Below are 243 nucleotides of genomic sequence, written 5' to 3'. Positions count from 1 at the left end.
TATGTATACCTAACCATTCAAGAGTATTAATTGTGTTTAACTTATTTCTGTCACTTATGATAGGACTAAGTATTTTTTTTATTGCTTCATATTCTTTAGGAGATAATTCGTTGTAGTTTCTAAAATGCTTTTTGTGTTTGTATTTAGAATATTCAATAGCATTTATAAGAAATTTTTCAATTGAATTATCAAAGGTTGAAGCTTTATGTTTTGACCAAAGTAGATTTGAATCAATCAATTTTG

At 24.7% G+C, this 243-nt stretch carries 1 protein-coding gene; it reads right to left on the bottom strand.

The genetic code is table 11. The annotated features are described in order from the left end of the window. Nucleotides 1-243, bottom strand: a 243-nt coding sequence (locus ACRHNM_RS17865) for a hypothetical protein (RefSeq protein WP_431137982.1), incomplete at both ends; no start/stop codon positions are given.

This window comes from Psychroserpens mesophilus (genome assembly GCF_050617655.1).
Lineage (GTDB): Bacteria > Bacteroidota > Bacteroidia > Flavobacteriales > Flavobacteriaceae > Psychroserpens > Psychroserpens mesophilus_A.
The sequence above is the reverse complement of the archived record's forward strand: the minus strand, read 5'-3'. Positions and strand labels throughout refer to the sequence as shown.